General features: G+C 67.4%; 26 protein-coding genes and 2 riboswitches. Of the genes, 11 read left to right on the top strand and 15 right to left on the bottom strand.

The annotated features are described in order from the left end of the window. Positions 1 to 36 precede the first annotated feature (36 nt). The 10 genes from GO615_RS09705 to GO615_RS09660 all read right to left on the bottom strand — a co-directional run bounded on the left by GO615_RS09705 (position 37) and on the right by GO615_RS09660 (position 8,733). Positions 37 to 861, bottom strand: a complete 825-nt coding sequence (locus tag GO615_RS09705) for an undecaprenyl-diphosphate phosphatase (RefSeq protein ID WP_169127378.1) — start codon at positions 859 to 861, stop codon at positions 37 to 39. A gap of 110 nt (positions 862 to 971) precedes the next feature. Beyond that, positions 972 to 1,229: a YkgJ family cysteine cluster protein gene (locus tag GO615_RS09700; RefSeq protein WP_169127376.1), complete on the bottom strand. Its 258-nt coding sequence runs from the start codon at positions 1,227 to 1,229 to the stop codon at positions 972 to 974. 3 nt (positions 1,230 to 1,232) lie between these two features. Continuing rightward, positions 1,233 to 1,760 carry a DUF2478 domain-containing protein gene (locus tag GO615_RS09695; RefSeq protein ID WP_169127374.1) on the bottom strand — a complete coding sequence of 176 codons (528 nt, stop codon included), beginning with the start codon at positions 1,758 to 1,760 and terminating at the stop codon, positions 1,233 to 1,235. Between the two features lie 72 nt (positions 1,761 to 1,832). Continuing rightward, positions 1,833 to 1,979 (bottom strand): hypothetical protein, encoded by a 147-nt coding sequence (locus tag GO615_RS09690; protein ID WP_169127372.1) that lies wholly within the window; start codon positions 1,977 to 1,979, stop codon positions 1,833 to 1,835. Positions 1,980 to 2,083: 104 nt separating this feature from the next. Continuing rightward, on the bottom strand, positions 2,084 to 3,085 hold the full coding sequence (locus GO615_RS09685) for a c-type cytochrome (protein ID WP_169127370.1): 1,002 nt from the start codon (positions 3,083 to 3,085) through the stop codon (positions 2,084 to 2,086). Positions 3,086 to 3,288: 203 nt separating this feature from the next. Next, positions 3,289 to 5,205, bottom strand: coding sequence for a phosphomethylpyrimidine synthase ThiC (gene thiC / locus GO615_RS09680; protein WP_169127369.1), 1,917 nt, complete (start codon positions 5,203 to 5,205; stop codon positions 3,289 to 3,291). 52 nt (positions 5,206 to 5,257) lie between these two features. After that, positions 5,258 to 5,367: riboswitch (TPP riboswitch) on the bottom strand. 61 nt (positions 5,368 to 5,428) lie between these two features. Then, positions 5,429 to 6,079 (bottom strand): hypothetical protein, encoded by a 651-nt coding sequence (locus tag GO615_RS09675; RefSeq protein WP_339379995.1) that lies wholly within the window; start codon positions 6,077 to 6,079, stop codon positions 5,429 to 5,431. Then, positions 6,076 to 6,690, bottom strand: coding sequence for an SCO family protein (locus tag GO615_RS09670; protein ID WP_169127367.1), 615 nt, complete (start codon positions 6,688 to 6,690; stop codon positions 6,076 to 6,078). The genes GO615_RS09675 and GO615_RS09670 overlap by 4 nt, the downstream gene beginning before the upstream one ends. Before the next feature lie 10 nt (positions 6,691 to 6,700). Further along, positions 6,701 to 8,188 (bottom strand): cbb3-type cytochrome c oxidase subunit I, encoded by a 1,488-nt coding sequence (locus tag GO615_RS09665; protein ID WP_169127365.1) that lies wholly within the window; start codon positions 8,186 to 8,188, stop codon positions 6,701 to 6,703. 14 nt (positions 8,189 to 8,202) lie between these two features. Beyond that, positions 8,203 to 8,733, bottom strand: coding sequence for a cupredoxin domain-containing protein (locus tag GO615_RS09660; RefSeq protein WP_169127363.1), 531 nt, complete (start codon positions 8,731 to 8,733; stop codon positions 8,203 to 8,205). Between the two features lie 197 nt (positions 8,734 to 8,930). Here GO615_RS09660 and GO615_RS09655 point away from each other — a divergent pair, with 197 nt between their 5' ends. Continuing rightward, the gene (locus GO615_RS09655; RefSeq protein WP_169127361.1) at positions 8,931 to 10,271 is read left to right on the top strand and encodes a sigma-54 interaction domain-containing protein; all 1,341 of its coding nucleotides are present in this window, start codon (positions 8,931 to 8,933) and stop codon (positions 10,269 to 10,271) included. Between the two features lie 69 nt (positions 10,272 to 10,340). On the opposite strand, the gene thiD is transcribed toward GO615_RS09655, so the two are convergent. Next, positions 10,341 to 11,180 (bottom strand): bifunctional hydroxymethylpyrimidine kinase/phosphomethylpyrimidine kinase, encoded by an 840-nt coding sequence (thiD, locus tag GO615_RS09650; RefSeq protein ID WP_169127359.1) that lies wholly within the window; start codon positions 11,178 to 11,180, stop codon positions 10,341 to 10,343. 297 nt (positions 11,181 to 11,477) lie between these two features. Here thiD and GO615_RS09645 point away from each other — a divergent pair, with 297 nt between their 5' ends. From GO615_RS09645 to GO615_RS09635, 3 genes are all read left to right on the top strand, one after another. Next, positions 11,478 to 12,374, top strand: coding sequence for a transporter (locus GO615_RS09645; protein ID WP_169127357.1), 897 nt, complete (start codon positions 11,478 to 11,480; stop codon positions 12,372 to 12,374). Positions 12,375 to 12,401: 27 nt separating this feature from the next. Beyond that, a complete protein-coding gene (locus GO615_RS09640) occupies positions 12,402 to 14,063 on the top strand; it encodes a pyrroloquinoline quinone-dependent dehydrogenase (protein ID WP_169127355.1) in 1,662 nt (553 codons plus the stop codon). A 116-nt stretch (positions 14,064 to 14,179) separates the two neighbouring features. Continuing rightward, positions 14,180 to 14,575 (top strand): c-type cytochrome, encoded by a 396-nt coding sequence (locus GO615_RS09635; RefSeq protein WP_169127353.1) that lies wholly within the window; start codon positions 14,180 to 14,182, stop codon positions 14,573 to 14,575. Positions 14,576 to 14,623: 48 nt separating this feature from the next. Here the strand turns inward: GO615_RS09635 and GO615_RS09630 are convergent, their stop codons facing one another. Together GO615_RS09630 and GO615_RS09625 are read right to left on the bottom strand one after the other, a co-directional pair. Beyond that, positions 14,624 to 15,100 carry an SRPBCC family protein gene (locus tag GO615_RS09630; RefSeq protein WP_169127351.1) on the bottom strand — a complete coding sequence of 159 codons (477 nt, stop codon included), beginning with the start codon at positions 15,098 to 15,100 and terminating at the stop codon, positions 14,624 to 14,626. 22 nt (positions 15,101 to 15,122) lie between these two features. Continuing rightward, complete coding sequence (locus GO615_RS09625; protein WP_169127349.1) at positions 15,123 to 17,165, bottom strand: sigma-54-dependent Fis family transcriptional regulator; 2,043 nt, start codon at positions 17,163 to 17,165, stop codon at positions 15,123 to 15,125. Between the two features lie 395 nt (positions 17,166 to 17,560). On the opposite strand from GO615_RS09625, the gene GO615_RS09620 reads away from it, so the two are divergent. The 6 genes from GO615_RS09620 to GO615_RS09595 all read left to right on the top strand — a co-directional run bounded on the left by GO615_RS09620 (position 17,561) and on the right by GO615_RS09595 (position 22,971). After that, positions 17,561 to 18,535 (top strand): thiamine pyrophosphate-dependent dehydrogenase E1 component subunit alpha, encoded by a 975-nt coding sequence (locus GO615_RS09620; RefSeq protein ID WP_169127347.1) that lies wholly within the window; start codon positions 17,561 to 17,563, stop codon positions 18,533 to 18,535. A gap of 32 nt (positions 18,536 to 18,567) precedes the next feature. Beyond that, positions 18,568 to 19,578, top strand: coding sequence for an alpha-ketoacid dehydrogenase subunit beta (locus GO615_RS09615; protein WP_169127345.1), 1,011 nt, complete (start codon positions 18,568 to 18,570; stop codon positions 19,576 to 19,578). Next, positions 19,578 to 20,690, top strand: a complete 1,113-nt coding sequence (locus tag GO615_RS09610; RefSeq protein ID WP_169127343.1) for an acetoin dehydrogenase dihydrolipoyllysine-residue acetyltransferase subunit — start codon at positions 19,578 to 19,580, stop codon at positions 20,688 to 20,690. Before GO615_RS09615 ends, GO615_RS09610 begins: the two co-directional genes overlap by 1 nt. Before the next feature lie 284 nt (positions 20,691 to 20,974). Beyond that, the gene (lipA, locus tag GO615_RS09605; RefSeq protein ID WP_169127341.1) at positions 20,975 to 21,931 is read left to right on the top strand and encodes a lipoyl synthase; all 957 of its coding nucleotides are present in this window, start codon (positions 20,975 to 20,977) and stop codon (positions 21,929 to 21,931) included. Further along, a complete protein-coding gene (gene thiS / locus GO615_RS09600) occupies positions 21,928 to 22,131 on the top strand; it encodes a sulfur carrier protein ThiS (RefSeq protein WP_169127339.1) in 204 nt (67 codons plus the stop codon). Before lipA ends, thiS begins: the two co-directional genes overlap by 4 nt. A gap of 3 nt (positions 22,132 to 22,134) precedes the next feature. Further along, positions 22,135 to 22,971: a thiazole synthase gene (locus tag GO615_RS09595; protein WP_169127337.1), complete on the top strand. Its 837-nt coding sequence runs from the start codon at positions 22,135 to 22,137 to the stop codon at positions 22,969 to 22,971. Positions 22,972 to 22,998: 27 nt separating this feature from the next. Here the strand turns inward: GO615_RS09595 and GO615_RS09590 are convergent, their stop codons facing one another. Then, positions 22,999 to 23,577 (bottom strand): TMEM165/GDT1 family protein, encoded by a 579-nt coding sequence (locus GO615_RS09590; RefSeq protein WP_169127335.1) that lies wholly within the window; start codon positions 23,575 to 23,577, stop codon positions 22,999 to 23,001. A 1-nt stretch (position 23,578) separates the two neighbouring features. Next, a riboswitch (yybP-ykoY riboswitch) is annotated at positions 23,579 to 23,759 on the bottom strand. 226 nt (positions 23,760 to 23,985) lie between these two features. On the opposite strand from GO615_RS09590, the gene GO615_RS09585 reads away from it, so the two are divergent. Continuing rightward, on the top strand, positions 23,986 to 25,386 hold the full coding sequence (locus tag GO615_RS09585; RefSeq protein WP_246262213.1) for a carbonic anhydrase: 1,401 nt from the start codon (positions 23,986 to 23,988) through the stop codon (positions 25,384 to 25,386). A 94-nt stretch (positions 25,387 to 25,480) separates the two neighbouring features. On the opposite strand, the gene GO615_RS09580 is transcribed toward GO615_RS09585, so the two are convergent. Beyond that, entirely contained in the window at positions 25,481 to 26,296 is an 816-nt protein-coding gene (locus GO615_RS09580; protein ID WP_169127331.1) for a T6SS immunity protein Tli3 family protein, read from the bottom strand.

Genomic DNA, 26,296 nt, shown 5'->3' with positions numbered 1-26,296 from the left:
CCCTAGTTTAACCACGTCCGGCGGCTTCCCGGTCGCTCAGATCTCGCTCCACGCGACCAGCCCGAACTTCCATGTCGCCAGCACGATGAGGCCGAAGACGATGCGGTACCACGCGAAGACGATGAAGGTGTGGTTGGAGACGAAGCGGATGAAGGTCTTCACCGCCCACATCGCGGCGACGAAGGAGGCGACGAAGCCTACGGCGAACACCGGTAGGTCGCCGGCGTGAAGCATGTCGCGCGCCTTGTAGAGGTCGTACGCGGTGGCGGCGAACATCGTCGGGATCGCGAGGAAGAAGGAGAACTCCGCCGCCGTCTTGCGCGACAGGCCGAACACCAGCCCGCCCATGATGGTTGCGCCCGAGCGCGAGGTGCCGGGAATCATCGCCAGCGCCTGCGCGAAGCCGACCTTGAGTGCGTCGGGCCAGCGCATCTCGTCGACGGCATTGATGCGCGGATGGTAGCTGCGCTTTTCCAGCCACAGGATCACGAGGCCGCCCACGATCAGCGCGGTGGCGACCGTGAGTGGGTTGAAGAGCAGGGCCTTGATCTTCGAGTGGAACATCACTCCCAGCACCGCCGCGGGCAGGAAGCCGACGATCAGCAGGCCCACGAAGCGTTGTGCGGCGCGATCGCTGGCGACGCCGGCTGCGACGCGCGCGAGGCGTTCGCGGTAGTCCCAGCACACGGCGAGGATCGCCGCGAGCTGGATCACGATCTTGAACACCTTGCTCGCCTCGTCGTTGTAGCCGAGCAGGTCGCCGAAGATGATCAGGTGGCCGGTCGAGGAGACCGGCAGGAATTCGGTGAGGCCTTCGATGATGCCGAGAATCAGGGCGACGAACAGCTGGGCGAGATCCATGAGGCGTGACGGCGTGTGCCGGGGCAATGATGAACGAAAGGCGCGATGATACCCCTCGTCATGTTGCAGGGCCGCACAAATCGTCCCTCAGTTGCAACGGGAAGTAAGCGTCAGGCCGGGGCGGTGAGCCGCTCGAGATCGGCGAGCCACCGCATCGCGGCCTCGCGATGCGTGCCGCACATCTGCGGGCTGGGCGCGAGGCTGCCGCACACGGCCGGACGGCGCGGGTCGCCGAACAGGCGGCAACGGTCGGCCTCGTCGAGCTGCACGCAGCGCACGCCGGCAGGCTTGCCGCCTTCCATGCCGGGGATGGGGCTGGAGATGGACGGCGCAATGCAGCAGGCCGCGCAGGCCGGGCGGCACTCCATCGTTCAGGTGCGCGCGGGCAGTGCGCGCCACCATGCGAGGATGTCGGCGACCTTCGGTTCGAGCAGCGTGGAGTGGCCGCCGGTAAAGTGCTGCCATTCGGCGAGGAAGCGCTCCCCGACCGCCGTGATGACCGGCACGCCGCTCGTCACTGCCATCGCCATCTCGGAGCGCAGGCCCGATCCGCTCGCTTCCTGTGCGCCGAACTTGTTGATGAACACCACCTGCGTCCCGCGCTCCAGCGCGCCGCGCACCGCGACCGCGGCGTGCGCGAGCGCGTTCGGGTCGAGACGGCACGCTTCCGAACCGCTGCCGAGATCCTGCGACAGGGGGAAGCGCTCGCCGGTCGCGAGGTCCTCGAGCTCCATGCCGCAGGGATCGTTGATGGTCGTCGCGATGTCGTGTTGCAGGATGCCGCCGAGCCGCACCCCCAGTTCGGCCAGTGCGCGTGCAGCCTCCAGGAGCACCGGCTCGATATGGTCGGTGGGGCGATAGACGATGGCAGCGATCGGCAGGGACTGGTCGGTGGTCATGGCGGCGGCACGCGTGGGTGATCCGCCATTGTCGCACCGCGAGGCGCCCGGACGAAACTGTCGGCGGCCCGGTCAGTAGCCCCCGCCGCCGCCGCGCATGCTGTCGCGCGATGGCGCGGGCGACTGCGTGCCGTCCTTTGCGGCCGTCGCGCATCCTGTGGCCGGCACGAGAACGGCTGCAACGAGCGCCGTGAATACCGCTGCAAGCAATTTGCGCATGGTGGAATCCTCCATTGCGGGTGCGCCGCGGCTGCGCACGGCTGCAGCGGCGCACTCACATTGGAGGGGGTGATGGGGGCGAAGTTCGCCCCCGCGGCCCGAACTCAGCGGCTTGCCGCTGCCTCGCGCGCGGCCTTCAACGCTTCGGCGCGCTGTTTTGCAAGCTCCGTCAGGGGCGGATAGGGGCCGTAGCGATGCTGCTCGGCCGAGGCACCGTCGACGTAGGGCGGGAAGGCGGCGTCGACCGGCTTGTTCCAGCGCGCAGGGAAGTCCTTGTCGAGACCGGCCTTGATCGGGCGCGGCTGCGACAGCACGTAGCCGGCGACGTCGAAGGCTTCATCGTCGCTCAGGACCGGGGCCGCGTGCGTCGTGCCCTGCGGCATGTTGTGCTTGATGAAGGCGGCTGCGGTGAGCATGCGGTTCATGCCGGCGCCGTTGTTGAAGGTGTCCTTGCCCCACAGCGGCGGGAATACGTAGCCCTCGGCGTCGCCGGCCTTGCCGCGGCGCTGTCCCTGTCCGTCGGCGCCGTGGCAGGCCGCGCACTTGGCCCCGTACACGGCCTCGCCGGCGGCGAGGTCGGCGCGGCGGTTGGGCACAGTGATCGGCTTCGTGCCGGCGCCCTCGACGCGCGCGCCGATCGGGACCCCGCGCGACACGTAGTGGATGTAGGCCGCGAAGGCTTTCATCTCATGCGAATCCAGCGGCAGCGGCTTGCCGTTCATGCTGCGCTCCATGCAGCCGTTCACGCGCTCCTCGACCGTGCTGATCGCGTCTTCGCGTGCGCGGTACTGCGGGAAGGTCGCGGAGACGCCGACCCACGGCATTGCGAAGGGCTTGGTGGCGTCGTTCTGGTGGCAGGACGTGCAGGCGAGGTTGTTGCCTGCGAAGCGCATCTTGCGATTCTGCACCTCCGGTCCGATGAACGCGAAGGTGCGCGTCGACAGCTCGTAGCCGTAGCGCACGAGCTCGCCGTAGGCGTCTTTCGGCAGCTTGTCGAGGGCGGGGGCGGGACGGTCGATCAGGCTGACCCTGGAGGCGTCCTGGGCGAGCGCAGGCGCCGCCGCGAGCAGGAGCGCAAGGCTCCCTGCCACAATACGTGCATCCATGAATTTCTCTCTCTATTGATGTAAGTAAATTATTAAGTGCTTATAGAAAAACTTTACCCAGTCCGGCGGGCCTGTGCAACAGCTCAGACGCCGCGGCTGCCCGGATTGGGCTCGGGGTTTACCTTGATCCCGCGGAACGACGTACAAAAGAAACGGGCCGCACTGGGCGGCCCGTTGTCACCTGCCTGCGTTGCGACGCGGCATCAGAGCTTCTTGTACACCTCGGCGCCGGCCTTCACGAACTCGACCGACTTCACTTCCATACCCTTCGCGAGGGCTTCCTCTTCCTTGAGGCCTTCCTTCGCGGCAAAGTCGCGCACGTCCTGCGTGATCTTCATCGAGCAGAAGTGCGGGCCGCACATCGAGCAGAAGTGCGCGACCTTGGCCGACTCCTTGGGCAGGGTCTCGTCGTGGAATTCGCGCGCCTTGTCCGGGTCGAGGCCGAGGTTGAACTGGTCTTCCCAGCGGAACTCGAAGCGCGCCTTCGACAGCGCGTTGTCGCGGATCTGCGCGCCGGGGTGGCCCTTCGCGAGGTCGGCGGCGTGGGCGGCGAGCTTGTAGGTGATGATGCCTTCCTTGACGTCGTTCTTGTCCGGCAGGCCCAGGTGCTCCTTGGGCGTCACGTAACACAGCATTGCCGTGCCGTACCAGCCGATCTGCGCGGCGCCGATGCCGCTGGTGATGTGGTCGTAGCCGGGGGCGATGTCGGTCGTGAGCGGCCCCAGCGTATAGAAGGGCGCTTCCTTGCAGTGCTCGAGCTGGAGATCCATGTTCTCCTTGATGAGGTGCATCGGCACGTGGCCCGGACCTTCGATGATGGTCTGCACGTCGTGCTTCCACGCGATGTCGGTGAGCTCGCCCAGCGTCTTCAGCTCGCCCAGCTGCGCCTCGTCGTTGGCGTCGTAGATCGAACCGGGGCGCAGGCCGTCGCCGAGCGAGAAGGCCACGTCGTAGGCCTTCATGATCTCGCAGATGTCCTCGAAGTGCGTGTAGAGGAAGCTTTCCTTGTGGTGCGCGAGACACCACTTCGCCATGATCGAGCCGCCGCGCGAGACGATGCCGGTCATGCGGTTGGCGGTCATCGGCACGTAGCGCAGCAGCACGCCGGCGTGGATCGTGAAGTAGTCGACGCCTTGTTCGGCCTGCTCGATCAGCGTGTCGCGGAAGATCTCCCAGGTGAGGTCCTCGGCCTTGCCGTTCACCTTCTCGAGCGCCTGGTAGATCGGCACCGTGCCGATCGGCACCGGGCTATTGCGGATGATCCACTCGCGCGTCTCGTGGATGTTCTTGCCGGTGGAGAGGTCCATCACCGTGTCGCCGCCCCAGCGGATCGACCAGGTCATCTTGTCGACCTCTTCCGAGATCGACGAGCCGAGCGCCGAGTTGCCGATGTTGGCGTTGATCTTCACGAGGAAGTTGCGGCCGATGATCATCGGCTCGCTTTCCGGGTGGTTGATGTTGTTGGGGATGATCGCGCGGCCCCGCGCGACCTCGGAGCGCACGAACTCCGGTGTGATCTCCTCGGGGATCGAGGCGCCGAAATGCTGGCCCGGGTGCTGGCGGGTCAGCAGCTTGGCCATCTTCTCGCCGGTCGGGCCCGTAGCGCGCAGCGTCTCTATGTAGGCGCGGCGGTTCATGTTCTCGCGGATCGCGACGTATTCCATCTCGGGCGTGATGATGCCCTTGCGCGCGTAGTGCATCTGCGAGACGTTCGCGCCGGCCTTGGCGCGGCGCGGATGGCGGTGCAGGCCGGGGAAGCGCAGCTCGTCCAGGCTCTTGTCGGCGGCGCGCATGCGGCCGAACTCGGACGACAGGTCGGCGAGCACTTCGGTGTCGCCACGCTCCTCGATCCACTGCTGGCGCAGCGCGGGCAGGCCGGAGCGGATGTCGATCTTGGCCGTCGGGTCGGTGTAGATCCCGGACGTGTCATAGACGAAGATCGGCGGGTTCTTCTCGCCGCCGAACGCGGTCGGGGTGTCGGCCTGCGAGATCTCGCGCATCGGCACCTGGATGTCCGGGCGCGAGCCCTCGACGTAGACCTTGCGGGAATTGGGCAGCGGCGCGATCGCGGCCTCGTCGACGTGGGCCTGCGCGGCGATGAATTTTTCGGTGGCGTTCATGCGTTCTCCTCGGTGGGGCAGGGCCGGGCGGACGACCGGAAGGAGGAGGCGCAAGACTGCACCTACGCTTCCCTTCGCCGGAATTACCCGGATCAGGTTCAAAGGGTTTTTCTCACCCGGCAGCCGCAACGAAGGCGGATGCAAGGACCCCTAGGTAAGTTGCGACACGTTACGCCAAACTTTGGCGCATGTAAATCACCAAAAATCGGAACGAAACATTCTATTACGTGGAATTCTGCGGAGAGGCGCGCCCTAGCGTGCCTGCGGCTTTCGCGCCGGTAATGTCGGAGGCGCCGCACTCCGCGTGGCCGCCGACGAACAGCGAGGCGAGCCATCCTGCGAACAGCAGCACGGCGAGCTTCACCATCAGCCAGCCGGCGCTCTCCTGCTGGTCGACCAGATAGCTGTTGCACACCCGTACCGGCGCGGCGATATAGAGCCAGCCGAGCACGGCGAGCATGCTGATGAAGTTGGTCCAGAGGAAGCCGCGGCCGATCGAACCGAGCCGGCGCCATGCGAGCGCGAGCGGCAGCCCGACGAGCAGGGGCAGGCTGACGAATTTGGCCGCTTCGGCCGGCAAGTGCGTGAGCGCCTCGTCGAGCGCCCGCGGCAGCATCCACCAGGTCGATGCGAACAGCGCGACGACGACGTGCGGGACCGGGCCGCCCGCGGCGGCGAGCAGCGTTTCCTGCCAGGCCTCCGGCAACAGGCGGCAGGCGATAAAGCCGAGGGCCGCGAGCAGCGGGATCTGCACGAGCATGTGGCCGCTCATCGTCGCTTCGAGCCATGTGCGCGCTGCCGGCGTCGCCAGCAGCAGGTACAGCGCGACGAGGATGCGCAGGCCGATGCCGGCGCGCGTGGCGGCGTTGATCACAGCGCCTCCCTGAGTCTGTCGGCGAAGCGCAGCGGGGCATCGAGGTCGGCGATCTCCGCGAGCCGGCCGTCGCGGCCGACGAGGTGGATCGCGGCGTTGTGTTCGAATCCGCCGAAGCGGTCGGCAATCACGACGATGCCGAAGGCGCCGAGCAGCGCCTGCAGCTGATCTGCGTCGCGCACGCGCACGATCCGCCAGTGCTCGCCGTCGGCGCCGTGGCGGGTCCCGTAGGCCTTCAGGTTCGCAGGATCGTCGTGCCCGGGATCGAAACTGATGCTCAGCAGCGCGACGTCGCGCCCGAGCGCGTCGGCCGGCACGCGGTCGCGGATCTGCTTGAACGCCGCGCCAAGGCTATTGCAGATTGTCGTGCAGCGGGTATAGATGAATTCCACCGCGAGCAGCCGTCCGCGGTAGTCGTCGAGGCGGAAGACGCGGCCGTCCTGGTCTTCGAGGATGGCCGCGGGCAAGGGGCGCGGCGTGCGCAGGATGTCGGCCCGGCGTGCGGTCTCGGCGGTGAAGGCCTTGAAACCGTCGGTGCCGCACCAGAAGGCGCCGGTGCCGAGGACGGTCACCAGGGCCGTGACGGTGACGCTGCGCGCGACCGCTTTCATTGTTTGCAGCTCACGCGGTCGCGGCGCGCGCGAGCGGCGCACGCTGGTAGTCGTGACGCGCCAGGCCGATGCGGGCGAAGAAGCGACCGACGAACAGCAGCGCCGAGGCGATCACCAGCACCGCGAACACCGACGCGATGCGGTCGTACGGCACCCATTCGGGCAGGTGGGCGGCGTAGCGACGCGCGACGCTTTCCTTGCCGGAATACAGGAAGCTCAGCGTGAAGCCGAGCACCGACGACGTGAACAGCCAGAACGCGATGCGGTCGATCGGGCGGTCGTCGGTCTCGTGGTCCGGCTTGCCGAGGTAGTACATGAAGCCGAACACCATCGTCACCATGCCCAGCAGCAGGTAGGTGTGGAAGTGCCCGGGCACCCACAGCGTGTTGTGCATCACGTAATTGACGGTGATCGTGCCGTCGATGAAGGCCGGCATCGCGCCCGCCGCCCAGCCGAACAACGACAGGAACAGCAGCTTCGACGCCATGTCCCAGCGGATGCCGGAGCGATAGACGATCATCAGCGCGCCATAGCCGGTGACGACGAGAATGGGCACGGTGTTCAGGTAGCCGATGATGTGGCCCATGATCAGCATCCACTTCGGGAACGCGAAGTCCATCAGCAGGTGATGCGGGAAGATGAACAGCACCATCAGCGTCGACGCGGTCCACGAGGCGAGGAACACCTTGTTCGACTTCCACGGCCGCTGCGTGTAGCGCGGCAGGATCTCGTACACCGCGATCACCGCCATGTAGATCGTCGCGTTGATGAAGACGTGGCCGAAGAAGTAGATCATCCCCTTGGCGAGCAGCGGGTCGATGTCGAAGCCGGGCACGTAGAGATTCACCAGCATCATCGTCAGGATGCTCGCGCCGACGACCAGGCCGATGACGTTGACGATGGTGACCATCGCGCTCGCGACCACCGTCGGCGGCGGTGCCTTGCCGTCGTCGTGGCCGAAGAGCTGCGGCCAGCCGAGCGCGCGCGCGAAGTTGCCGTAGCGCGCGACGATCGCGCGGGCGACGTCGAGGTGCAGCAGCAGGAAGCCGACGCCGATCACGAGCAGCCCGCCCATGAAGAGCGCCGCCGCGTCCGCGCTCCACATGCCCATCGACTTGCCGGGAAGCGGGAACAGGAAGGTCCATGCGCCGTGGAAGCGGCCGAGCAGCACGCTCGCGAGAATCATCACGACGCCGGCGAGAAACAGTACGAGGTTCGCGATGAAGATGCGCGACGACAGGTCGACGTACTGGCGCAGGAAGTGCCACATCACCGACGCGCCCGCGATCGCCGCGATGCCGACCATGCCGGCGCCGTGCAGCGTCATCAGCTGGTAGAAGCGGTCGGCGCCGATCGAGATCCATTGCGCCTGCTCGAGGCGCATCAGCAGGCCGAAGACCATCATCAGCAGCAACACCGCCGCCGAGGTCGCCAGATAGGCCAGCACGCCGGCCTTCGCCCCGTGGTCGGGGCGGTGTTCGTATGCGTAGGTCGCCATGTTCGAGTCCTCCCTTACCGAGCGTCGACGCGGATTTCGGTCATCATGTTGTGGTGTGCGACGCCGCAGTACTCCATGCACAGGATCCGGTACGTCCCCGGTTCCTCGAAGGTGTGGCGCAGCGTGTTGGTGTAGCCGGGCATCCCCTGTGTCTGCGCGACCAGATGCAGGTTCGCGTCGTAGATGCCGAAGCCGTGGTTGACGTCCGCGCTGGTGACGCGGAATTCGACCGGCCGGCCGGCGGTGACGTGGTCCTGGCTCAGTTCCCAGCGCCACTGGTAGCCGGTGGCGTCGATGACCTGCAAGGGGCCCGAGCCGGTCCGGGCACGCGCGGCGCCATAGGGCAGATCCGTGAGCGTGTAGATCATGGCCGGTCCGAACACCAGCACGAGCCCCCAGAAGAGACGGGTGCGCAGGCGGTAGGCGCGTTTCTGCAGCGGCGCATAGTCGTCCTGTCGCCGGCCGGAATTGATGGCGACAAAGGCGAAGCCGAACGCCACGAGCGTCATCAAGACGAGTGATAGTTGCCAGGCAATGGGTTGCACGATGGGTTCTCCTGTCCATGTGTTCGTGGTCGGGACATGGGTGTCCCCCTGAACTGCACATAGCCAGTGCCGTGCCACGTTCGCCAACCGCTTGATGCCAATCATTTTTCCGTCGCGGCGTGGATGTTCAAATGCGTTCATCGATCCACACTGGACGTTCATTGCGAACGTTCAATCTGAACGGAAGGGCGATCTCCATGCCGAGCTTGGCTACCTTGCGCGTGTTTCTCGACAGCCTCGAAGAGGGCGTCCTGTTTCTCGACGCCGACCGGCGTGTGCTCGAAATGAACAGCGCGGCCGGCCGCATGATCGGGTGCGACAATCAGCGCGTCATCGATGGGCTGTGCCCGACGCTGTTCTCCGGCACCGAATGCGCGCGCGCGTGCGAAGACCGCGGCCGATGTTCGTTGACGCCGGCGAAGGGCGAGGACGACAAGGTCCAGGACATCGTCCTCCGGACGCCCGCCGGCCTCGACATGCCGCTGCGCATGTGGGCGATGCTGCTGCCGCCGAATGATTCCGACCTGTACTGCGCAATCATCCTGCGCGACCGCTCCCGCGAGGTCGAACTCGAAGCCGAGGTGCGCGACCGCTGGCAACTCGGCGGACTCACCGGCCGCAGCCGAGCGATGCAGGAGCTCTACCAGAAGGTGCTGCGCATCGCCGCGAGCGACGCCAACGTGCTGATCACCGGCGAAAGCGGTGTCGGCAAGGAGCTCGTCGCCCGTGCGCTGCACGACAACTCGGCGCGCGCAAGGGGGCCGTACGTCGCCGTGCATTGCGCTTCGCTGCCGGAGAGCCTGCAGGAGTCCGAACTGTTCGGTCACGCGAAGGGCTCCTTCTCGGGCGCCACCGGCATGCGGGTCGGCCGTTTCGAAGCGGCCAATGGCGGCACGCTGCTGCTCGACGAGATCGGCGAGATCTCGCCCGCGACGCAGACGCGGCTGCTGCGCGTGCTGCAGGAGCGCGAGGTCGTGCGTGTCGGCGAGAACCACCCGCGCAAGGTCGACGTCCGCGTCGTCGCCGCAACGCACCGCGACCTGGCCGCGATGGTCGCCCGCGGCGAGTTCCGCGAGGACCTGTACTACCGGCTGCACGTGCTGCCGCTGCATGTGCCGGCCTTGCGCGAGCGCCGCGAGGACATCCCGCTGCTCGCGGGCAGGCTGCTCGGCGAGCTGGGCGAGCGCTACCGGCGGCCCGACCTGCGCCTGTCGCCGGAGGCCATCGGCATGATGGAAGCCTTCGCCTGGCCGGGCAACGTGCGCCAGCTCTTCAACGCGCTGGAATACGCCGTGGTGAACGCCGACGGCCCGACGATCCTGCCGCGGCACCTGCAGCGGGAACTGGCGGTATCCGTTGCAGCGCCGCCCCCTGCTGGCGTCCCGCTGACGCACTACTACACGTCAGGGCTGACCGAAGACGAGGAGCGTGCGCAGATTCTGCGCGTCGTCGAGGAATCGGGGGGCAACAAGGCGGAGGCGGCGCGACGTCTCGGGATGTCGCGCACGACCCTGTGGAAGCGGCTCAAGTCGGCGTGAGGGAGATTGCCGCGGCTTGACGCCTTGGCGCATCGGCGCCGACCGGCGCGCCGTGGTGTGCCCGTCGCTTCAGGCGGACGGCCACCAGCGGTGGAAGTGGTGCACGGGACCGTGCCCCTTGCCGACTGACAGCGCGCCGGAAGCGGCGATCGCGCGCAGCAGGTAATCGCGCGCATCCCGCACAGCCGCTTCGACCGGACGGAAGCCGCCGGCGCGCTGCGGCAGCAGGGCGGCGATCGCCGACGACAGCGTGCAGCCGGTGCCGTGCGTGTTCTTCGTCTCTATGCGCGGCGCGGGCAGTTCGATCATGCGGTCGCCGTCGAACAAGAGGTCCACGACATCGCTGCCGGGGAGGTGACCGCCCTTGAGCAGCACCCAGCGCTCGGACGAGAGCGGCAGCATCTCGCGCAGGCGCTCGGCGGCGCGGTACATCTCCTTCACCGTCTCGGGCGGGCGCTGCTCCAGCAGCACGCCGGCTTCCGGAAGGTTCGGCGTGATCATGAAGCTGCGCGGCAGCAGGGCTTCGATCAGCATCGCCACCGCGTTGCGTGCGAGCAGATGGTCGCCGCTCTTCGCGACCATCACCGGGTCGCACACGACGAAGGGCGCGTCGAAGTGTGCGAGGCGGTCCGCGACCGTCGCGACGATCTCGGCACTGCCCAACATGCCGAGCTTGACCGCGTGGATCGCGACATCCGCGAACAGGGTGTCGATCTGCAGGCGCAGGAAGTCGGTCGGCGGCGTGTGCACGCCGGTGACCGCCTGCGTGTTCTGCGCGGTGAGCGCGGCGACGACGCCGCAGCCGTAGGCGCCGAGTGCGGAAAAGGTCTTGATGTCGGCGAACACGCCGGCCCCGCCGCTGGGGTCGACCCCGGCGATGCTGACGACGTTGGGAATCTGGCGCTGCACGGTCTTACCTCGAAATGGGAGAGCAGGCGGGCGACGCTACCGAAACCTCCCCGAGCTGACAAGTCGCCAGGCTAATCGCGAACTCATGTAGCCGACCGCCTGCTTCTGCGACAGATGTTTCGTTCGTCTCACCCGCGTATCGAGACGGCTGTCTCGCGGCGGGCCATCGGTGTCCCGCAAGTCATTGAAGAAAAAGAAAACCGGTCGTGGCACGGGATTCGCGTGAGCTGCAGGGGGGCGGGCAGCGATCGGTGCGCTCGTCTCCTGTGCAAGCACTACACAACGAGGAGACATTCAATGCACAAGAAACAATCCGGCCGCCGCCGCGGCCGCGCCGTCGCCGCGTCGCGGCCCTGGCGGGCGGCACTCGTCGCCGCTGCCCTCGGCGCGGTCGTGCCGGCCCAGGCGCAGGTCACGCTCGACGTGATCGGCCCGCACGAGTATGACCTGCCGGTCGATTTCAAGCCCTTCAACGTGTTCGTGCAGTACGCGACCTTCCAGGACGGTGATCGCCAGTGGGACGCCGACGGCGACCGCCGGCGCGCGGCGAGGACGCGCACGATCGTCGGCCTGTCGAAATACGTGCGCTTCTGGACGCCGGAGTCGAATCCGAAGGTCGGGCTCGCGTACGAGATCATCGTCCCTGAAGTCGGGGTGCGGAACTCGGACACGCGCAGCTCGGCGAGCGGCATCGGCGACCCGATCACCGGCTTCGCGGCCTGGTACAAGCCGAGCGCGAACTCGACGCTGGGCTTCCAGACCTTCATGCAGGTGCCGGTCGGTGATCAGGATATCGGCGGCGGCGACGTGTGGAAGAACCTGTCGAGCCTGTTCTGGGACGTGCAGTTGGGCAGGCTGACCTATACGGCGGATGCGGGCTTCGTGTTCTTCGGCGAATCGACCGCGGCGGATGCAACGCCGGGAACGCTGTTCCACACCAATCACCGCCTCGGTTACCAGATCAACGACGCGATCGAGCCCTTCCTCGCGCTCGACTACGAGCGTCAGGAAGGCTGGCGGGACCGCGCCGCCGGCGTGAAGCGGCCCGCAAGCCACGAGACGACCGCCGGTATCGGCGTGATGTTCAAGTACTACGGCAACCAGTCGATCACCCTGCGCTACTCGCGCGGCATCGCGGGCGAAAGCCACGGGGCGACCGACAGCCTCAATCTCAAGTACGCCTACGCCTGGTAAGCGCGATCGATTGCGGAGGAACACACCATGAAGATGAAGAAACTGGTCGTCGCGCTCGCCTGTGCGGGGGCGCTGTCGGGAAGCGTCGGAGCCGCGAGCGGCCCGGGTTACGACGACCCGGACAACTGGCCGCAGTACCACCGCAGCTTCAACGCGTGGCGCTTCAGCCCGCTGGCGCAGATCAACCGCGACAACGTGGCGCGGCTGAAGGTCGCGTGGATCCACCAGCCAGGCAACATCACCCACGGCATCCAGGCCACGCCTATCGTGGTCGATGGCGTGCTGTACTACGTGTCGGCGAACAACAACGTGTGGGCCGTCGATGCGGCGAGCGGGCGCACGCTGTGGCGCTACGAGCCGAAGCTCGATCCGCTGTCGAAGCAGACTTTCTATGCGGCTGCGAGCCGCGGCGTGACGGTGGGGCGCGGCAAGGTATTCCTCGGCACGCTCGACGGGCGCTTCGTCGCGCTCGACCAGAAGACCGGCAAGGAGGTCTGGTCGACGCAGCTCACGGACCTCAAGTCGCAGTACGGGGCGCTCTTCTCGGCGCCGCCGCAGCTCGCCGGCGACGTGCTCTTCGGCGGCACGACGGGCGGCGACCAGCCGATCAGCGGGAAGATCCATGCGGTGAATGCCGACACCGGCAAGCCCGCGTGGACCTTCGAGATCCTGCGCGACGACCCCGAGAGCTGGCCGGGCGACTCGCGCCAGCGCGGCGGCGGCAGCGCGTGGATGCCGGGGACCTACGACCCGCGCACGGACACGATCTACATCGGCACCTCGAACGCCGCGCCGGACTACTTCAACGCCGACCGCAAGGGCGACAACAAGTGGACCGCGAGCCTGCTCGCGCTCGATCCGAAGACCGGCAAGCTGAAGTGGGCGCGGCAGGAGATCCCGCACGACTCCTGGGACTTCGATTCCGCGTACGAGGCGCTGATGGTGAAGGGCGCGGACGGCAAGGACGTGATCGTGCATCTGAACAAGAGCGGCTTCGTGTTCGTGATGGACAAGGACGACGGCAAGCTCGAGAACGTGTGGCAGTTCGCGCAGCACGTGAACTGGGTGAAGGGCATCGACCCGAAGACCGGGCGGCTGATCGACCCGGTGTATCCGGAGGAGGGCAAGCGCAAGCTGTTCTGCCCGAACCTCCTCGGCGCGCGCAGCTGGAACCACGGTGCGTTCAACCCGCAGACGGGGCTGTGGTACTCGCACGCGATGGAAGTGTGCAACGAGGTCGTCGCCGGGCGCGACGATCCGGCGAACCTCACGGCGATCTCCTCGCTGTCGCTCGGCATCGACGAGATCAAGCTCGTGCCGCCGCCCGCCGACAAGCCGCACGGCCGGCTCGATGCGCGCGATCCGCTGACGGGCAAGGTGAAGTGGAGCATCCGCTACGAGCTGCCGCCGCTCTCAAGCGTCCTGACCACGGCCGGCGGGCTGGTGTTCACGGGCGACATGGAAGGGCGCATCTACGCCTATGACGCCGACGACGGCAAGGAGTTGTGGCGCTTCAACGCCGGCTCGGGGCTGCGTGGCGGGCCGGTGAGCTATGCCACGGGCGGGCGCCAGTACGTCGTCGTGCCAACGGGGCTGGGCTCGCATGCGCCGGGCTTCCTCGCCGGGGCCTATCCGCAGATCAAGGATCTGCCGGGCGGGGCGGCGCTGATCGCCTTCACGGTGGATTGAGCGCTTCCGTTCCTTCTTCCTCCTTGGGCGGGTCTGCTTCCCGCCCTTCTTCACGGGGCGGCTGCGGATCGCCGCCCCGTCCTTTCTGCACTCGCCTTGCCATGGATGGAACAATCATGTTTGTGCGCGCCCTCTCCCTGTTGAGCCTTCTCGCGGGCTTGTCCTTCAACAGCGTCGCGGTCGGCCCCGCGGCCGTCGAGCCGGCGCGCGAGGCCGCCCCCGCCGGCGGCCAGTTCGCCGCGCCTTTCGACCTCGCCGATCCGGCGCGCATCGAGGCCGGCCGCAAGCGCTTCAACAAGACCTGCGCGGGCTATTGCCACGGCTTCGAGGGCGTCGGCGGTCGCGCGCCGGATTTCAAGGGACGCAAGGATCTGCCGGTGGCGGTGATGTTCGAGACGATCACGCACGGGCGCGTCGGTGCGGACGTGATGCCGCCGTGGGGCGCGGCGTTCAGCGCGGAGCAGATCTGGGAGCTGGTGGCCTACCTGCGTTTTCTCGGGACGCAGTCCTAGGTCGCTGGCGTGGAAGACGGGTCCGGATGGCAGCCGACAATGTCGACGTCAGCCGCCGCGGTGTCGGCTCACGTGCCGCAACTCCGCCGTGAGGCGATCCAGATTCTGCTCGTTGGCTTCGGTCACGAACGCGGCGATGCGTTGCCGTTCTTCTGCCGTATCGAAGACCTGCCGCCAGCCGAGCAGCGTCTGCTCGCCCTGTGCCGTGAGCGTGACGGTCAATTCGAAGTGATGCCCGGAGAGATGCTCCAGGACGATCCGCTCGAGCGCGACGATTTCGGTGAAGACGCTCTCGTTCGGGTAGTTCGTGCCATCCGGACCGTGCATCACGAATCGCCAGGCGCCGCCGGGGCGGAAGTCGAATTCGTCGAAGGTGTTGCTGAAGCCCTTGGGGCCCCACCAACGGGCAAGGTGCGACGGATCGCTGAACGCCTTGAAGACGCGCTCCCGCGGGGCATCGATCAGGCGCGAATGGACGAACTGGCGGTCGGCGGTGGAACCGGTGCCGGGGGAATTCTCGGTCATGGTCAGTCTCCGAGGCGCATCATCACGCATCGAACTCCCGCCGGTTCGGGCTGACGATCTGCAGCCGCGCCATCTTGCGGTAGAAAGTGGCGCGCGACATGCCCAATTCGCGGGCGGTCACCGTGACCTGCCACTGATGGCGGCGCAATGCCGTGAGCATCAGGGCGCGGAGTTCCGCTTCGGCGTTCGATAGCGGCCGGCGCGGGGCGTCGGCGGGCGCGGGCAGGCGCAGCGGCGGGGCGTCGTCAAAGGCATCGGTGCGTGGCGCCGCGGCGTGACCGCCGGGGCGAGCGCGGAACAGATCGGGCGGCAGATGCTCGAGTTCGACGGCGTCGCCGTCGGCGATCGCGCAGGCGTAGCGCATCGCGTGGCGCAACTGGCGGATGTTGCCCGGCCAGTCGTGGCGGGCCAGCGCGTCGAGCGTCGTCGCGGCGAGACGCAGGTCGGAACGCTCCATCGCCGCGGCTTCCTCGCGCGTGACCTTGTCGATCACGCCGCGGATGTCGTCGCGCTCGCGCAGCGGGGGCAGCAGGAAGACCGCACCGTTGAGGCGGTAGTAGAGGTCTTCGCGGAAGCGCCCCTGCTGCACGAGCTCGGGCAGGTCCTGGTGCGTCGCACAGATCACGTGCAGGCGCACCGGCGTCGGCGATTCGGCGCCCAGCGGCAGCACTTCGCCTTCGGCGAGCACGCGCAGCAGCCGGCTCTGCAGTTGCAGCGGCATGTCGCCGATCTCGTCGAGGAAGAGCGTACCTCCGTCGGACTGCAGGATCTTGCCGCGCACGCCCTTGCTGCGTGCGCCGGTGAAGGCGCCGTCACGATAGCCGAAAAGCTCGCTCTCGATCAGCGTCTCCGGGATCGCGGCGCAGTTGAGCGCGACGAAAGGCTTGTCGCGCCGCTCGCTGTAGTCGTGGATCGCGCGCGCGAAGGCTTCCTTGCCGGTGCCGGTCTCGCCCAGCAGCATGACCGGGATGTCGCGGTTGGCGACCTTCAGCGCGCGTTCGACGTTGCCGCGCAGGCGCGCGTCGTCGAGCGCGAGGTGCGAGAAGCCGGGGATCTGCGCGCGCACGCCGTCGTCGGCCGATTCGTCCTCGCTCTGCGACCGCGCGAGTCCGCTGCGGGTGCGCGTCGCCGGGGCGCGCAGGATCGCGAAGAGGCGTTCGCCGTTCGCGGTGACGCGCAACGGGAAGGCCTGTCCGGGGTGCGCGTGCGCGGCGGCGAGGATCTCGTTCGTCGTGCATTCGAAGAGGTCGTCGATGAAGGCCGGCGCAGGCCCGCCGTCGCCGTCGAGGAGTTCCAGCCGTGCGCGACGGTTGCCGCCGACGATGTGGCCACTGTCGTCGAAGGCGACGAGGTAGTCGGTCTGAACGCTGAGGTATTCGGCCAGCCGCCCGAGCTGCAGCACCCAGTAGGGGCGCAGGTTGTACCAGGCGAAGGCGTTCTCGATCTGCTGCGCGCGGTCGAGCACGAGGCGATAGACGAGGAGCTGGCTTTCGCGCTGAGTGGGGGCGTGCAGGGCGGTGGCGTCGAGCACGGCGACCGGGCGGTCGTCGGGGCCGAAGATCGGCACCGAACTGCAGCTGAAAGCGATGTTGTGCGAACGGAAGTGTTCGTCGCGGTGCACGAGCATCGGCTGGCCGTCCATCAGTGCCGTGCCGACGCCGCAGGTCCCTTCGAGCGCCTCCGACCAGCAGGTGCCGACGCGGAAGCCTTCCGCCTTGAATTCCTTGTCGAGTTCGGGGACGGTGCGGAAATCCACCGTCACGCCGTCGGCGTCGGTGAGCAGCACGCAGTAGTTCACCGGCCGCAGCTGCGCGTGCAGGCGGTCCATGCCTTCGCGCGCGATGCGCATGAAGGCGTCGATGCGGTCGCGATGCTCGCGCAGCTCCTGCGCAGTGACGACGCGCGGCGTGGTCGCGAGCGCCGGGTCGACCTGATGGGTACTGAGCGACCGCCGCCACGAGCGCGCGAGGCGCTCGAAAGTGCTGTCGCGTCCGAGCGGCAGGCCGCGTTCGACGACGTCGATCACGCGTCCGACGTGCTGGACGATCTCCTGAGGTCTCCTCATTGCCTTCCTCTCGTCTCCGGCGTCCCGCGCCGGATGTATTGGATAGAAGTGCTTTTTCCTTTGCTTTCAGCCTATTCCCGGACCGGCGTGAAATCAATGCGGACAGGTGTCTCACTCGCCTGAGACGGCTGTCCCGCGATTCCCGGGCCGGGTGTCTCAGCGGATGTGGCGGACGACGTGGATTTGGGGCCCCTCCGAAGTCGATCGCGGGGATCCGGTGCGACAGCATGTCTGCGGTTTCATCTGTCTTTTCATGTGCTTGCGTAGTGGTGCAGGCAGTCGGCGAGGCGTGTGGGCGGGGAGGTGGCACGCCCCGTGCGGAAGGAAGTCCAGGTCCGCGGCAATCGGTGCAGGCGCCGCGGCACTCGACACCTTCAACCAAGCGAGGAGCAATGATGAGCGAGACACTGAACCGCGAGAGCCTGCTCAAGGCTTACCGGATCATGCGCACGATCCGCGAGTTCGAGGAACGCGTGCATACCGATTTTGCGACCGGCGAGATTCCCGGCTTCGTGCATCTGTACGCCGGCGAGGAAGCCTCCGCGACGGGCGTGTGCATGCACCTGACGGGCGATGACTACATCGCCAGCACCCACCGCGGCCACGGCCACTGCATCGCGAAGGGCGTGGATCCGGTCGGGATGATGGCCGAGATCTGGGGCAAGGCGACCGGCACCTGCAAGGGCAAGGGCGGCTCGATGCACATCGCGGACCTGTCGGTCGGCATGCTCGGCGCGAACGGCATCGTCGGCGGCGGCGGTCCGCTGATCTGCGGCACCGCGCTAGCCGCGAAGATCCGCGGCACGCAGGACGTCGGTGTGTGCTTCTTCGGCGACGGCGCATCGAACCAGGGGACGATCTTCGAGGCGATGAACCTGGCGGCGGTGTGGAAGCTGCCGGCGATCTTCGTCGCGGAGAACAACGGCTACGCCGAGGCGACCTCGTCGAAGTACTCGGTGCCCTGCGAGAACATCGCCGACCGTGCGCCCGCCTTCGGCATGCCGGGCGTGATCGTCGACGGCTTCGACTTCTTCGCCGTGCACAAGGCTGCGGGCGAGGCGATCAGGCGCGCGCGCGAAGGCGGCGGTCCGACCCTGCTGGAGGTGAAGCTGTCGCGCTACTACGGCCACTTCGAGGGCGACCAGCAGACCTACCGCGCGCCCGGCGAAGTGCAGAAGTTGCGCGAGACGAAGGACTGCCTGCTGCAGTTCCGCCGCCGCATCACCGCCGACGGCGAGATCACCAACGAGCAGCTCGATGCGATCGATCGCGAGGTGAAGACGCTGATCGACGACTCGGTCGTGCGCGCGAAGGCCGATCCCAAGCCCGCGCCGGCCGACCTGCTGACCGACGTCTACGTATCGTACTGAGTGACCTCGAAGAAATCGAAGGAGACATCCAAATGGCAAGAAAGATCACCTACCAGCAGGCCATCAACGAGGCGCTGGACCAGGAAATGGCGCGCGATCCGCGCGTCATCATCATGGGCGAGGACAACGCCGGTGGCGCCGGTGCTCCGGGCGAGGAGGATGCCTGGGGCGGCGTGCTGGGCGTCACGAAGGGCCTCTTCCACAAGTACCCGGGCCGCGTGCTCGACACCCCGATCTCCGAATCCGGCTACGTCGGGGCGGCGGTCGGCGCGGCCTGCAACGGACTGCGTCCGGTCGCCGAGTTGATGTTCGTCGATTTCATTGGCGTGTGCTTCGACCAGATCTACAACCAGGCGGCGAAATTCCGCTACATGTTCGGCGGCAAGGCCGAGACGCCGGTCGTGATCCGCGCGATGTACGGCGCGGGCTTCCGTGCGGCCGCGCAGCACTCGCAGTGCCTGTACAACATGTTCACGCACATCCCGGGGCTGAAGGTCGTCGTGCCGTCGAACCCGTACGACGCGAAGGGCCTGCTGATCCAGTCGATCCGCGACAACGACCCGGTGATCTTCCTCGAGCACAAGGTGCTGTACACGATGGAAGGCGAGGTGCCGGAGGAGAGTTACGCGATCCCATTCGGCGAGGCCAATGTCGCGCGCGAGGGCGACGACGTGACCATCGTCGCCTTCGGTCGCATGGTGAACCAGGCGCTCACCGCGGCCGCGGCGCTGCAGAACCAGGGCATCCACTGCGAAGTGATCGACCCGCGCACGACCTCGCCACTCGACGAGGACACGATTCTCGAAAGCGTCGAGAAGACCGGGCGGCTCGTGATCGTCGATGAGTCGACGCCCCGCTGCAGCATGGCCTCCGACATCGCCGGCATCGTCGCGCAGAAGGCTTTCGGCGCGCTCAAGGCGCCGATCGAGCAGGTCACCGCGCCGCACGTGCCCGTGCCCTTCAGCGACGCGCTGGAAGATCTTTACGTTCCGAGTCCGGCCCGCATCGAAGCGGCCGTCACCCGAGTCAAGGAGTACCGCTGATGTCTGCGATTCATAAGCTCACCATGCCCAAGTGGGGCCTCTCGATGCAGGAGGGGAAGGTGAATGGCTGGTTGAAGGAGATCGGTGAGAGCATCGCCGTGGGCGACGAGATCGTCGAGGTCGAGAGCGAGAAGATCGCCGGCGCGGTCGAAGCCTCGGTCGCGGGCGTGTTGCGTCGCCAGATCGCCGCGGCCGAGGACGTGCTGCCGGTCGGCGGGCTCCTCGGCGTCGTCGCGGATGCCGAAGTGCCCGACGCCGAGATCGACGCGGCCGTCGCGGACTTCCTCGCGAACTTTACGCCGGATTCGGGTGAAGACGAGGACGCCGGGCCGAAGCCCGAGAAGATCGAGGTTGGCGGCCGCAAGCTGCGCTACCTGAAACGTGGGGAGGGCGGCGAGCCGATGATCCTGGTTCACGGCTTCGGCGGCGACCTCAACAACTGGCTTTTCAACCACGAGGCGCTCGCGGCCGATCGCGCGGTGTATGCGCTCGACCTGCCGGGCCATGGCGAATCGGTGAAGGACGTCGGCGACGGCTCGCTCGCGACGCTCGCCTCCGCCGTGACCGGTTTCATGGACGCGGTGGGGCTGGACTCGGCCCATTTCGTCGGCCACTCCATGGGCGGTGCGGTGTCGCTCGCGCTCGCCCAGGCGGCGCCCGCGCGCGTGAAATCGCTGACGCTGATCGCGAGCGCCGCGCTCGGTGACGAGATCAACGGCGCCTACCTCGACGGCTTCGTCGCCGCGGGCGATCGCCGCGCGCTCAAGCCCGTGCTGACCGAGCTGTTCTCGGACGCCGGCCTCGTCACGCGCCAGCTCATCGACGACATGCTGAAGTACAAGCGCCTCGAAGGCGTCGATGCCGCGCTGCGCACGATCAGCGGCACGCTGTTCGGGAACGGCCGGCAGGCGACCGTGCTCGCCTCGGTGGCGGGGGGCCTCGGCAAACCGGTGCTGGTGATCTGGGGCGAGAACGACCGGATCATCCCGGTCGCGCACGCGCGGGCCGCAGGCAAGGATGCGCTCGTTGAAGTGCTGGCGGGGCAGGGGCACATGGTGCAGATGGAGGCGGCGAACGAGGTGAACCGACTCGTCAAGCGCTTCCTCGGCTAGCAACTGGCGATCAAATTTATGCAGCCCGTTCGGGTATGGTTCCTCCCCCTTCAAGGGGGAGGTTAGGAGGGGGATGGGTTTCGGCCGCGTCTGATGAACCCATCCCAACCCCAACCCGGGAGTCTCCGCTTCGCTCCGCCGCTCCGGCGGCGCAGAGCAGTGCTCTGCAAAACCCCGCCTTCGCCCCCTTGAAGGGGAGGGAGGTCCAACTAATTGCTTTACGGGTAAATAAAGCCCGCGCGGACCGGGCGGACAACTTGCGGTCATCCACAGGAGAAATCCTCATGCAAACCACTCTCGTCGCCACCGGCGCGCGCGGCGCGGAAAAGCTCGCGCGCATCCCGGTCCGCATCGACCCGGCCGTCGCGTCCGAGCCGCGTCCCCCGTGGCTGCGCGCCCGCGATCCCGGCACGCCCGAAGTGCTGCGCCTGCAATCCGTGCTGCGCGAGCACAAGCTCCACACCGTCTGCGAAGAGGCCGCCTGCCCGAACATCGGCGAATGCTTCGGCAGCGGCACGGCGACCTTCATGATCCTCGGCAGCCTGTGCACGCGGCGCTGCCCCTACTGTGACGTCGCGCACGGCCGGCCGCTGCCGCCTGATCCGGACGAGCCGCGCGAGCTCGCGGCGGTCGTCGCCGCGATGCGCCTGCGCTACGTCGTAATCACCTCGGTCGATCGTGATGACCTGCGCGACGGCGGCGCCGGCCATTTCGCCGACTGCATCACCGCCGTCCGGGACGCGGTGCCCGGCATCCGCATCGAAGTCCTGACGCCGGACTTCCGCGGCCGCGAGGCCGTCGCGCTCGACCGCCTCGCCGCGTCGCCCCCCGACGTCTTCAACCACAACATCGAGACCGTGCCGCGCCTCTTCCGTGCCGCACGCCCCGGCGGCGACTATGCCGGTTCGCTCGCGCTGATCCAGGCCGTGAAGCGCCGGCTGCCGCAGGTGCCGACGAAGTCCGGCCTGATGCTGGGCCTGGGCGAGACCGACGCCGAGGTGCTCGCGACGCTGCGCGACCTGCGCGCGCACGGCTGCGACATCGTCACGCTCGGCCAGTACCTGCGCCCGTCGAGCGCGCATTTGCCGGTGGACCGCTACGTGTCGCCGGCGGAGTTCGAACGCCTGCGCGATGCGGCGCTCGCGCTGGGTTTTGCCGAAGTCGCCGCGGGGCCGCTCGTGCGCTCGTCCTATCGCGCCGACGAGGTGGCGCGCGCAGCGACCGACAGAGCGGCGACATGAGCGCCATCGTCGTCAACGGCCGGCCGATGCCGATCCCGGCGGGCGGGCGCGTCGTCGACCTCGTCAACGCGCTCGGTCACGCGGGCAAGCGCATCGCGGTCGAGCTCAACGGCGACATCGTGCCGCGCGGACGCCATCACGAGATCGCGCTCAACGCCGGCGACCGCATCGAGATCGTCATCGCAGTCGGGGGAGGCTGAAGGATGCACGCAAAGGAACAGCACGCCTTGTCCGCGGGCGACGACCCGCTCGTGATCGGCGGTCGCGCCTATCGCTCGCGCCTGCTCGTCGGCACCGGCAAGTACCGCGACTTCGCGCACACGCGCGCGGCGCTCGACGCGAGTGGTGCCGAGATCGTCACCGTCGCAATCCGCCGCACCAACCTCGGACAGCATCCAGGCGAGCCGAATCTGCTCGACGTGCTGCCGCCGGACCGTTTCACGATCCTGCCCAACACCGCCGGCTGCTATACCGCCGAGGACGCCGTGCGCACGCTGCGCCTCGCGCGCGAACTCCTCGACGGTCACGATCTCGTCAAGCTCGAAGTGCTCGGCGACCGCGACACGCTGTACCCGAACATGCCCGAGACGCTGCGCGCGGCCGAGCGTCTCGTGCGGGACGGCTTCCGCGTGATGGTCTATTGCGCCGACGACCCGGTGCAGGCTCGCATCCTCGAGGAACTCGGCTGCGTCGCGATCATGCCGCTGGCGTCCCTGATCGGCTCCGGCATGGGCATCCTGAATCCGTGGAACCTGAATCTCATCATCGACCGCGCGAGAGTGCCGGTGATCGTCGACGCCGGCGTCGGCACCGCGTCCGACGCCGCGATCGCGATGGAACTGGGTTGCGACGGCGTGCTGATGAACACCGCGATCGCCGCCGCGGGCGATCCGGTCAGGATGGCCGATGCGATGGGCAAGGCGGTCGCCGCGGGCCGCGAGGCCTTCCTCGCCGGCCGCATGCCGCGCAAGTTCTACGGCGCGTCGCCCAGTTCGCCAACGAGCGGCCTCATCGGGCGCGCCGACGGGGGCGCCGGCTGAACCGGCCGCCTCCGGCCGGGCGCGGCCTCACGCCATCCCGAACCCCAGCAGCGCGGCGATGCCCAGCACGGCGAAGATCGACGCCGCCACGCCGTGGATCAGCCGCACCGGCAGGCGCTGCGCGATGCCGTTGCCCGCGAGCACGGCCGGCACGTTCGCGATCATCATCCCCAGCGTCGTGCCGGTGACCACCGCGGCGAAGGCGCCGTACTGCGCCGCCAGCGCGACGGTGGCGATCTGTGTCTTGTCGCCCATCTCGGCGAGGAAGAAGGCGACGACGGTGGTCGCGAACACGCCGAACTTCGGCACCGTGATCTCGTCCTCGTCGAGTTTGTCCGGGATCATCATCCACACCGCCATCGCGATGAAGGACAGACCCAGCACCCAGCGCAGCACGTCGGGTCCGAGCACCGTCGTGACCCAGGTGCCGACTGCACCGGCGAAGGCGTGGTTCGCGATCGTCGCGACGAAGATGCCGGCGATGATCGGCCACGGCTTGCGGAAGCGCGCAGCAAGCATGAAGGCGAGCAACTGCGTCTTGTCGCCGATTTCAGCGAGCGCGACGATGCCGGTGGATACGGAAAAAGCTTCGAGAGGCAGGTTCATCAGGTTCTCCGGGCCGGCGCATGACCGATGACCGCACGCCTCCCCGGCCCGAACAATCGGAGAGCATGCGGTCAAAAGTCTCGCCAGGTCCGAGGACTGAACACGCCATGCCCGGACGGGCAAGTTTGTTGACGTGGTCCCTCCGATGGGTTCGGAGGCGGCTACTCCCTAATGACGGCGCGGATTGTAACCGCTGGCCGGCGGCAAAGGGAAGGGTGGGGAGAAGATCGTGCTAAAGATTCGCGGATTGCGGCCGAAGATCTTTGCATGGAGGATCCGGCCATCGCCGGGTCTGTTTGTGAATCCCGACGAATTTCCGTTCGGGCTGAGCCCTTCGACAGGCTCGGGGCGAACGGGGGTACCTGACCGTAAGGTCGATGCGTTGCGTTGTCCGTCTTCCTGCCCGCCATGATCGTTCGCCTTCCCGTCCGCTACGCACTGCTCGCGGCCCTGCTGCTGCCGGGCCTCGTCTCGGCCGAGCAGACCTGGGACATGGTCGTGCGCGATCGTGAGCGCACGGTCGAGATCGACCGTTCCAGCGTGATCCAGTCCGACGGTGGGCAGAAGGTCGCGTGGGCGCGCATCGTGCTCTCGCCCGAGCGTGCCGCGATCGAGGGCTACGCTTCGGTGAAGGCGATGAACCGCTACGACTGCTACAACCGTAGTTTCTTCACCCTCAAACGCGTCTATCTGGACGAACGCCACGTGGTCCTCCGCGAGGAGGGCGGTCTCGACGAGAGCCCGGTGCTCGCGGCACGCAACAGCGTGGACGAGCGCCTATGGCAGGAAGTGTGCAAACCGCCTTCGGTCTCCGATCTCAAGAAAATTGCGCGCGACGTGACGGCGATCGCCGAGGCCGCGAATGCCGACGCGGGCATCACCCCACTGGTGCCGCTCAGCCGTTCGGCGGCCGTGCCGTCCGATACGCCGGCGCGCGAGACCGAGCGCATCGCGCGCCACGCGCGGAGCCGGACGCCGGCAACCGAGACGAAAACCGCGTCCGCGGAATCCTCGCCACCTGCGAAGCAAGCGCCGTCGTCGCGACGCAACGCGGCACCTGCCAGCGAGGCCGTCGCTGCCCTCGCGCCCACGGCATCGCGGCCGCCGCTTGCCCCCGACTTCGCATTTCGGCGTCCCGAGTGGAGCTACGAAGGCGACACCGGCCCCGAAAAATGGTCGGCGCTGCGCCCGGAGTGGGCCGTCTGCGCGCAGGGCAAGCGCCAGTCGCCGATCGACCTGCGCAACGGCATCAAGGTTGACCTAGAAGCGCCGCGCTTCGACTACCGCGAAACCGGCTTCCGTATCGCCGACACCGGCCGCACGCTGCGCGTGCACGTCGGAGCCGGCATGGGTGTCGTGCTGCGCGGCCAGCGCTACGAGCTGGAATCCTTCGAATTCCACCGCCCCTCCGTCGAGCGCATCGGCGGCCAGGCCTCCGACATGGTCGTCCATTTCCATCACCGCAATGCCGCCGGCGACATCGCGATCGTCGCCGTACTGCTCGAAAGCGGCGAACGCCCGCATCCGCTGATCCAGACCCTGTGGAACAACCTGCCGCTCGAGCGCGGCACGGACTACACGCCCACGGTCACGATAGACCCCGCCCAATTGCTGCCCGCAAGCGCGTCGCATTACCTCTTCATGGGCTCGCTCGAATCCCCGCCCTGCACCGAAGGCGTGCTGTGGGCGGTGATGAAGGAACCGCTATACCTCTCGCCCGAGCAACTCGCGATCTTCGCCCGCCTCTATGCGCGCAACGGGCGCCCGATCCAGCCGCACAACGGCCGGCTGATTCTCGAGTCGCGCTGACGGGCGAGCACGGCGGTCGCGCCAGCCCGGTAGGTGGCGTCGCGCACCCCGCAGCGCGTGCGGTCGTGGGGACGCTCCCGGACCTGCTGATCGCTCAACCGATCGCTCGTGCGATCAACGTGACCGGCAGCGCGACGCTGCGGCCCAGAAGGTCGAGCACTTCGCCTTGCAGGCGATTCCAGCGCACACCGGGCGTCACGATCGGCTCGCCTTCGAGATCAGGATCGCAGTGCATCTCGGTCCAGCCGGTGTAGTTCTTCACTTCGGGGATTTTCCGGGGGAGGTTCTGGAATTCGGGCAGGCGATCGAAAACGTGTGTGGGGAGTTCGTTGACGGGATCGATGACGTTCCGCCCCCAGCCTTCGCCGAAGGGCTTTGAGGTCATGAACAGGCGGCCGTCCTTGGTTTCGATGAAGGCCTGTTGATTGACGACGGTGATGGCGGAGATATTCTCGGCCCCGAAATAACGTGTGCCGACCCACGACCCTTCCTCAAAGGTCTTGCCATAGTCCTTGGAGACGGCAAAACCGGAAACATCCGAATACGGCATGAAGATGAAATCCCCGTCATTGTCGGCGTGGACAATACGCGGAAGGAACAGTCGGGCGAATTGATCCATATAGGAACTACGGATGCCGCGCTTTATATCGACGTAGTAAACCGCCCCTTCGCAGGCGTAGCCGACGATCTCAAGGTGGCGATGGTCGTCGAAGCGATAAATAACTTGAGTGGCTGGCTTTCGGGGCGGTTGCGCGTGGTTCGATGGCAATATGGGAACCAGACCGCCAAGCGCGAGGGCCGCGGCAGATAGCTGTGCGGCGCGTCTGAGCTTGCCGCGGGCGAGCCGGGCACAGCCCGCGGCAAGTAACAGGGTCCAGGCAGAAATGAGCCAGAGTAGCGGAGTACTCAT

Origin of the sequence: Aromatoleum evansii (assembly GCF_012910805.1) — a bacterium.
Lineage (GTDB): Bacteria > Pseudomonadota > Gammaproteobacteria > Burkholderiales > Rhodocyclaceae > Aromatoleum > Aromatoleum evansii.
The sequence above is the reverse complement of the archived record's forward strand: the minus strand, read 5'-3'. Positions and strand labels throughout refer to the sequence as shown.

Coding starts and splice junctions, on each gene's coding strand:
- GO615_RS09705 (WP_169127378.1), bottom strand. CDS start 861: ATGGATCTCGCCCAGCTGTTCGTCGCCCTGATTCTCGGCATCATCGAA.
- GO615_RS09700 (WP_169127376.1), bottom strand. CDS start 1,229: ATGGAGTGCCGCCCGGCCTGCGCGGCCTGCTGCATTGCGCCGTCCATC.
- GO615_RS09695 (WP_169127374.1), bottom strand. CDS start 1,760: ATGACCACCGACCAGTCCCTGCCGATCGCTGCCATCGTCTATCGCCCC.
- GO615_RS09690 (WP_169127372.1), bottom strand. CDS start 1,979: ATGCGCAAATTGCTTGCAGCGGTATTCACGGCGCTCGTTGCAGCCGTT.
- GO615_RS09685 (WP_169127370.1), bottom strand. CDS start 3,085: ATGGATGCACGTATTGTGGCAGGGAGCCTTGCGCTCCTGCTCGCGGCG.
- thiC (WP_169127369.1), bottom strand. CDS start 5,205: ATGAACGCCACCGAAAAATTCATCGCCGCGCAGGCCCACGTCGACGAG.
- GO615_RS09670 (WP_169127367.1), bottom strand. CDS start 6,690: ATGAAAGCGGTCGCGCGCAGCGTCACCGTCACGGCCCTGGTGACCGTC.
- GO615_RS09665 (WP_169127365.1), bottom strand. CDS start 8,188: ATGGCGACCTACGCATACGAACACCGCCCCGACCACGGGGCGAAGGCC.
- GO615_RS09655 (WP_169127361.1), top strand. CDS start 8,931: ATGCCGAGCTTGGCTACCTTGCGCGTGTTTCTCGACAGCCTCGAAGAG.
- GO615_RS09645 (WP_169127357.1), top strand. CDS start 11,478: ATGCACAAGAAACAATCCGGCCGCCGCCGCGGCCGCGCCGTCGCCGCG.
- GO615_RS09640 (WP_169127355.1), top strand. CDS start 12,402: ATGAAGATGAAGAAACTGGTCGTCGCGCTCGCCTGTGCGGGGGCGCTG.
- GO615_RS09635 (WP_169127353.1), top strand. CDS start 14,180: ATGTTTGTGCGCGCCCTCTCCCTGTTGAGCCTTCTCGCGGGCTTGTCC.
- GO615_RS09630 (WP_169127351.1), bottom strand. CDS start 15,100: ATGACCGAGAATTCCCCCGGCACCGGTTCCACCGCCGACCGCCAGTTC.
- GO615_RS09625 (WP_169127349.1), bottom strand. CDS start 17,165: ATGAGGAGACCTCAGGAGATCGTCCAGCACGTCGGACGCGTGATCGAC.
- GO615_RS09620 (WP_169127347.1), top strand. CDS start 17,561: ATGAGCGAGACACTGAACCGCGAGAGCCTGCTCAAGGCTTACCGGATC.
- GO615_RS09615 (WP_169127345.1), top strand. CDS start 18,568: ATGGCAAGAAAGATCACCTACCAGCAGGCCATCAACGAGGCGCTGGAC.
- GO615_RS09610 (WP_169127343.1), top strand. CDS start 19,578: ATGTCTGCGATTCATAAGCTCACCATGCCCAAGTGGGGCCTCTCGATG.
- lipA (WP_169127341.1), top strand. CDS start 20,975: ATGCAAACCACTCTCGTCGCCACCGGCGCGCGCGGCGCGGAAAAGCTC.
- thiS (WP_169127339.1), top strand. CDS start 21,928: ATGAGCGCCATCGTCGTCAACGGCCGGCCGATGCCGATCCCGGCGGGC.
- GO615_RS09595 (WP_169127337.1), top strand. CDS start 22,135: ATGCACGCAAAGGAACAGCACGCCTTGTCCGCGGGCGACGACCCGCTC.
- GO615_RS09590 (WP_169127335.1), bottom strand. CDS start 23,577: ATGAACCTGCCTCTCGAAGCTTTTTCCGTATCCACCGGCATCGTCGCG.
- GO615_RS09585 (WP_246262213.1), top strand. CDS start 23,986: ATGATCGTTCGCCTTCCCGTCCGCTACGCACTGCTCGCGGCCCTGCTG.
- GO615_RS09580 (WP_169127331.1), bottom strand. CDS start 26,296: ATGAGTACTCCGCTACTCTGGCTCATTTCTGCCTGGACCCTGTTACTT.